This window comes from Bradyrhizobium sp. (genome assembly GCF_049798375.1).
Taxonomy (GTDB): domain Bacteria; phylum Pseudomonadota; class Alphaproteobacteria; order Rhizobiales; family Xanthobacteraceae; genus Bradyrhizobium.
This window is the reverse complement of record NZ_JBARGP010000005.1, coordinates 1-6,465: the sequence shown is the minus strand read 5'-3', so window position 1 is coordinate 6,465 and position 6,465 is coordinate 1. Positions and strand designations below refer to the sequence as shown.

Genomic DNA, 6,465 nt, shown 5'->3' with positions numbered 1-6,465 from the left:
GCCCTGGGGCATCCTCAACGCATCCGTCATTCTGCTTTCGCTGCCGCCGCTGCTGTTCATCGGAATTCTCAGCGGCTTCCTCAACAGCGTCATCAAGAAGAAAGCCTGAAGGAGATACCGTCATGCGCGCCCTGGTCCTGGAAAAGAAAGGCGAGCTCGCGATCCGCGACATCCAGCTCGACGATCGCGTCGGGCCGGAGGATGTCCGGATTCAGATCCATACCGTAGGCATCTGCGGCAGCGACGTGCACTACTACACGCATGGCCGGATCGGCAGCTATGTCGTCGAGGCGCCGATGGTGCTTGGTCATGAAGCCGCCGGCACTATTATCGAAGTCGGCACGGACGTGACTGATCTCAGGATTGGCGATCGTGTCTGCATGGAGCCCGGCGTGCCGAACTTGGCCTCGCGCGCCTCCAAGCTCGGCAAATACAATGTCGATCCAGCCGTCAGGTTCTGGGCGACGCCGCCGATCCATGGCGTGCTGAGGCCGAGCGTGGTGCATCCCGCCGCGTTCACCTTCAAGCTGCCTGACAACGTCTCCTTTGCCGAAGGCGCCATGGTCGAGCCGTTCGCGATCGGCATGCAGGCCGCTGCGCAAGCACGGATCAGGCCCGGCGATGTCGCAGCCGTGGTCGGGTGCGGCCCGATCGGCATCATGGCAGCGCTGGCCGCGCTCGCCGGCGGCTGCGCCAAGGTCTACATCTCGGACGTCAGTGCCGAGAAGCTCGCGATCGCCGGTAGCTATGACGGCATCGTGCCGGTAAAGATCCGCAACGAAAGCCTGGCCTCGGTCGTCGCGCGGGAGACGGATGGCTGGGGCGCCGATGTCGTGTTCGAGGCCAGCGGCAACCCGAAAGCCTTCGCGGATCTATTTGCGATCGTCCGGCCGGCTGGCGCGGTGGTGCTGATCGGACTGCCGGTCGAGCAGGTCGTGTTCGACGTCACCGGTGCGATCGCCAAGGAGGCGCGCATCGAGACGGTGTTTCGCTACGCCAATGTGTTCGACCGCGCGCTCGCCCTAATCGCCGCCGGCAAGGTCGATCTCAAGCCGCTCGTCACCGGCACCTATTCGTTTGAAGAGAGCATCATCGCGTTCGAGCGCGCCGCATCCGGGCGGCCGACCGACGTCAAGCTGCAGATCCTGGTCGAGGGCTGACCATCGTGGCCAGAATATCCTGTTCGCATGTTGGCAAGTCCTATGGCCCGCTCGAGGTCGTGAAGGACTTCAACCTCGAGGTCGATGACCACGAGTTCGTCGTGTTCCTGGGGCCGTCGGGCTGCGGCAAGTCGACCATCCTGCGCATGGTCGCCGGGCTCGAGGATATCTCCGCCGGCACGATCTCGATCGACGGCAAGGTGGTCAACGACCTGCTGCCGCGCGAGCGGGGCGTCGCGATGGTGTTTCAGAACTACGCGCTCTATCCGCATATGAACGTGTTCGCCAACATCGCTTTCGGCCTGAAGCGGATGCGCGTGCCGACACAGGAGATCGAGCGCCGCGTCCATGAAGTCTCGGCGATCCTGGGCCTGGAGGCGCTGCTCGACCGCAGGCCGGCGCAACTGTCCGGCGGCCAGCAGCAGCGGGTGGCAATCGCGCGCGCCATGATCAAGACGCCTTCGGTGTTCCTGTTCGACGAGCCGCTGTCCAATCTCGATGCCAAGCTGCGCAGCCATATGCGCGTCGAGATCGCGCGCCTGCACAAGCGCCTGAAGACCACGACGATCTACGTCACCCACGACCAGCTCGAAGCCATGACCTTGGCGGATCGCATCGTGGTGTTGCGGGCCGGCCTGATCGAGCAGGTCGGCACGCCGGCGGAGATCTACGGCTTTCCGAAGAGCCGCTTTGTTGCAGAGTTCGTCGGATCGCCGCGCATGAACCTGCTCGACGTCTCGGTCGGGGAGGCGTCTGACAACAAATGGATGCTGTCGTCAGGATATGAGACCTTCCTGGTTGACCGCGGCAGGTTCGACCTGCATCGTGGCATGCGGGCCGTGCTTGGCATCCGGCCGGCCAATTTGAAATCCGCCTCGCCCGGTATCAGGCTCAACGGCGTGACCGGGACCGTCGACCTGATCGAATATCTCGGCGACGACGTGTTGCTCACCATTGCGCTTTCAGGCGAGCCGGCAAGGCAGGTCACGGCCCTGGTGCCAGCCGAGGCTGCGCCTGCAGTGGGAGCGGTGGTCGGCTTCAGCACACCGCACGACGCCATCCATGTGTTCGATGCGGAGACAGGCTTGTCGTGCCGGAGCACGTATCCGGCTGCGGACCGTGCCAGGCAGGAGATTCGGGATGCGTCCTGACGCGCGTGTGTCGTTGCGTCTTTAGATCACGATGCGATTACACGGAATCGCATCGTGATCTCATCTCTTTGTTTGAGCATGATCTTTTCGGAAAACCGGTTTCCACTTTTCCGGATCATGCTCTAGCGCAATCCCTCGTAGACCATCAGGCCGCGCGCCAGCGCGAGCTTGCGCAGCGCCCGCGGCACCATCCGCTCCGGCGGCAGGTGCATATAGCGCCAGGAGACGATCTCGAGCGGGCCGAGCGGCCCTTGCATTTGTCCAAATGGGGCAAGGAGTCCAGTCAGGCTGATCGGCTCATGCGCGCGCGCATTGAATGGCAGCAGCAGCAGTTCGAGATGCGCGGTCGCGCCATCGGGTGAGGAGGCTTTGACGCCGACCACTGCCGGGAGCATCTCCTCGCAGACGACCGTGACGATCTCCTCGATCTCGCCGCGCGCCGGTGCGGCGAAATGCGCCGGAAAGCTTTGGTTCTTCACGTCACCGCCGAGCAGGGCGCATAACCGTGTGCCCGCCATGCGGAAGGGAAAGCCGGCCTCCGCATGGCAGGACAGCACGAAGATGTCGCCGAGCAACTCGCGCAATGCTGAAGGCTCGATCTCGCTGCGATCTGGCGCGCGCTCGAAGCCGCGTCGCTCATCCCAGTAGGCGAAGAAGTCGCGGTTGGACGGATGTTTCATTCCAGCTCACCCCTGCGCCCGCACTGTTCGGGACATCTCTGTCCCGCTTTCGTGCAAGCGCGATCCCGTTTCTGTTGTGCAGGAGAGGTGGTGCAGCGTCCATGCCGAGCAGGCGCTGACGCCTGGTTTTCCCGGCCGTTCCCAATGTTAAGGTTAAATTAACGATGAGGTTGGCAGGCGCGGAACGATGGGTATGATCGTGCGTATCAGGTTCGTACCGGGACGTGGAAGGCCCGGCGCGGTGAAATGAGTACACGAGGCGGCGTCAAACAGTCTGGTCGTCGGCGGGGAGGGGTGGGGAACACACCTCTATCTCTTCGCAACGTTAAGACCGGCAGAGCCAGAAGGGAGAGGCTTTCTCAGAGCCTCTCCCTTTGTTTTTTGGCGTGCTGTCCACCCAGATCAATTGATCATTGTGCGCTTGCGTAAGGCTGGCAAAGCCGCCTATCTGATCCGGACACCCCACGCTCATTGAAGGTGCTCGGCCCTTTGGATTCATCCGTACCAGACGTCTCGCCGCCACGGCCGCTGCCTGACATGCCGCGGCGCGAGCCGATCCTAACATTGCCGGGGGCGCTGACCGCCTACATCATCCTGATCGCGGTGATCCATCTGCGCGTGCTGCTGCCGGTCGAATGGGAAAACTGGACCGTCGAGGTGTTCGGCTTCATCCCGCAGCGCTACGATTCCACGCTGATGGATCTTGGCTATCCCGGTGGTACGGGTGCGAAGATCTGGACCTTCGTCACCTATTCGCTTCTGCATGCCAATCTCATGCATATCGGCTTCAACGTCCTTTGGCTGTTGCCGTTCGGCAGTGCATTGGCGCGGCGCTTCGGCGCTGTCAGATTCTTTCTTTTCATGGCGGTGACGGCGGCGGCGGGCGCGCTCGCGCATCTGCTCGCTAATGAGCATTCTCAGGCGGCCGTGATCGGCGCCTCTGCCTCGGTCTCCGGCACCATGGCGGCGGCGACGCGCTTCGCCTTTGTGCAGGGTAGCTTCCTGTCGTTCGGCCGTCCCGATGCCGATGCTGCGGCCAGGGTGCCCGCGCTGTCGCTCTCCCAGGCCCTGCGCAACGGTCGCGTGCTCAGCTTTCTCGCGATCTGGTTTGCCGGCAACGTGATATTTGGCATCTGGTCGCCGATCGGAACAGAAGGCGTCAGCGTGGCTTGGCAGGCGCATATTGGCGGTTTCCTCGCCGGCCTGTTTTTGTTCGCGCTGTTCGATCCCGTGCCGCACACGGATCATGCTGCAGCTGCGCTGCCGCCTGATACGCAAGAGCATTAGTTGCGACGCTTGCGGCTTCAGCCGATTTCATTCATCATCGCCGGCTAGCAGAGCGGGCACCAAGCCCCGCGTAAATATCGGCCGCGGCCTGCAATGCGTCATGCATACGCAGGCCCCGCGCGGCGACCGAACCAAATCGGCGCCAGACTGTTGATTGAAACTCGTAATCGAACGAAGACCGCAGCCGCCCCGGCAGAAGGGCGCATCGGCTTCTCAAGGAGACGACCAATGACAGTACGCGCAATCCTCGACACCAAGGGCCACGACGTCGAGAGCGTGGAACCCGGGGCAACCTTGGCGACAGCCGTCAAACGGCTTGCGGAGCGCAAGATCGGTGCGGTTCTCGTGATGACGGGCACGCGGATGGAAGGCATCCTGTCCGAGCGTGACATCGTGCGGGTGCTGGCCGAACAGGGCGCGAGCGCGCTGGATCAACCGATATCGAGCGTGATGACGCGCCGCGTCGTCAGTTGTCGTCCGACCGACACCGTTGCCGCTATCATGGAGATGATGACGCTCGGCAAGTTCAGGCATCTGCCTGTGATCGAGGGCGGCGTCGTGGTCGGCCTGATCTCGATCGGTGACATCGTGAAGTGGCGAGTCCACGAGTATGAGAGCGAGCAGGAAGCGCTCACTCAATACATCAAGACCGCATAGCGTCAGGGCGCTTCGGCGTCTCCATTGGCTGGCGCCATCAGGCCGATGGCCTCCTCGATCGAATCGAGCGCGCGCTCTGCGGCGCGCGCGCCATGCGCGATCAGGTCGCCGGCGCGGTGGAAATCGAACCAGCCGATCTGGCCGACCCGCGGCGTGATCAGAAGGTCAGGCGGATCGCCGGCGAGCCGCGCGCGCGTGATGCGGTCCTGCATGATGTTGAATGCATCGACCATCACCGAGGAGATGCCCGGCCGGCCGCCGCCGCCGAAGAACTCGCGCTTCACGGTGCGCTCCGGCGAGAAGAACTTGCCGAAGCGACGCCGTGGCGGCGGCGTGGTTTCGATCACCGTCTCCGGCACCGCGACCGGCTGGCCGTGGGCGTAGATCGTGGTCGAATGGGTGAAGACGTCGCTGGACAGGTTGGCGGCGATGACGATCTCGGCACCGAGCGCTCGTGCCGCCGACACCGGCACCGGATTGACCATCGCGCCGTCGACCAGCCAGCGGTCGCCGATCAGGACCGGCTGGAAAATTCCGGGCAGCGCGTAGGACGCCCGCATCGCGTCCACCAGGCTGCCATGGGTGAGCCAGATCTCGTGCCCGGTACGCACCTCGGTCGCCACGGTGGCGACCTTCATCGGCAATTCCTCGATCGTGATTCGGCCGAGCGTGGTTTCGAGCTGGGCTGCCAACCGCTCGCCTCCGATCAGGCCGGAGCCGTTGAGGCGGATGTCGAGATAGCCGAGAATGTTGCGCATCTGCAGGCTGCGCGCCCATTCCTCCAGCGCGTCGAGATGGCCAGCCGCATAGGCGCCGCCGACCACGGCGCCGATCGAGGTTCCGACCACGACGTCCGGCACGATGCCGTGGGCCGCCAGGGTCCGGATCACGCCGATATGAGCGAAGCCGCGCGCCGCGCCGCCTCCCAGCGCGAGGCCAATGACGGGCTTGCGAATCGTTCCGAGGCCAACCTTGCCGCCCTCTTCAGGGGCGTTATGGCGGCGTCCAATCAACATTTCCAGCACTACACGTCTCCGGGGCGTACTCCACCTGGTCAGCCTCTGGCCAGGGCACCACGACATATTCCGACTGCGGATCAGCCCAGGCCAGACCTTAGCAGGAGCATGGTTTATGCCGCCTGTGCTCAGCGCACCTGATGCCGCCGATTTGAAGTTCCCGCAATCCTACGAACGCAGCGTGCGGCATCCTGTGTCCGGAGATCGCCGGCACCGCGCCGAGATGTGACCGAGGAGGCCGAAAAGCGGCGCTTCGGGGTACCCCGATGATGCCCAGGCTTGAATTTGCCGCGTTTTCGGTGAAAAGCAGCACGATGACGACAGGACGTGGCGGCATCTCTCGATTCCGGCGCAGCAAATGGCTGTGGCCACTGCTCATGCTTGCCATTTTGTTCGGACCGCCGGCCTTCACGCCTGCGGCAGCGCAGTTCTTCACCGAGCGGCCGCCGCCGGTTCCGCCAGCCGCGGTGCCGGACCCCGGCGCTGCCATCAGCCTGGCGCCGCCGTCGGGAGC

General features: G+C 63.9%; 6 protein-coding genes and 1 pseudogene. 5 read left to right on the top strand and 2 right to left on the bottom strand.

What is annotated here, in order from left to right; genetic code table 11:
* Positions 1-122 precede the first annotated feature (122 nt).
* Together WA702_RS00105 and WA702_RS00100 are read left to right on the top strand one after the other, a co-directional pair.
* Positions 123-1,160 (top strand): NAD(P)-dependent alcohol dehydrogenase, encoded by a 1,038-nt coding sequence (locus tag WA702_RS00105; RefSeq protein ID WP_425108491.1) that lies wholly within the window; start codon positions 123-125, stop codon positions 1,158-1,160.
* A gap of 5 nt (positions 1,161-1,165) precedes the next feature.
* On the top strand, positions 1,166-2,311 hold the full coding sequence (locus WA702_RS00100; protein ID WP_425108490.1) for an ABC transporter ATP-binding protein: 1,146 nt from the start codon (positions 1,166-1,168) through the stop codon (positions 2,309-2,311).
* A 122-nt stretch (positions 2,312-2,433) separates the two neighbouring features.
* On the opposite strand, the gene WA702_RS00095 is transcribed toward WA702_RS00100, so the two are convergent.
* Complete coding sequence (locus tag WA702_RS00095; protein ID WP_425108489.1) at positions 2,434-2,991, bottom strand: PAS domain-containing protein; 558 nt, start codon at positions 2,989-2,991, stop codon at positions 2,434-2,436.
* A gap of 537 nt (positions 2,992-3,528) precedes the next feature.
* Here WA702_RS00095 and WA702_RS00090 point away from each other — a divergent pair.
* The gene (locus WA702_RS00090; RefSeq protein ID WP_425108492.1) at positions 3,529-4,278 is read left to right on the top strand and encodes a rhomboid family intramembrane serine protease; all 750 of its coding nucleotides are present in this window, start codon (positions 3,529-3,531) and stop codon (positions 4,276-4,278) included.
* 228 nt (positions 4,279-4,506) lie between these two features.
* A complete protein-coding gene (locus WA702_RS00085; RefSeq protein WP_425108488.1) occupies positions 4,507-4,935 on the top strand; it encodes a CBS domain-containing protein in 429 nt (142 codons plus the stop codon).
* Positions 4,936-4,937: 2 nt separating this feature from the next.
* Here WA702_RS00085 and WA702_RS00080 read toward each other — a convergent pair whose 3' ends face one another.
* A complete protein-coding gene (locus WA702_RS00080) occupies positions 4,938-5,960 on the bottom strand; it encodes a patatin-like phospholipase family protein (protein ID WP_425108487.1) in 1,023 nt (340 codons plus the stop codon).
* Positions 5,961-6,265: 305 nt separating this feature from the next.
* On the opposite strand from WA702_RS00080, the pseudogene WA702_RS00075 reads away from it, so the two are divergent.
* A pseudogene (locus tag WA702_RS00075) lies at positions 6,266-6,465 on the top strand (hypothetical protein); the annotation flags it as partial.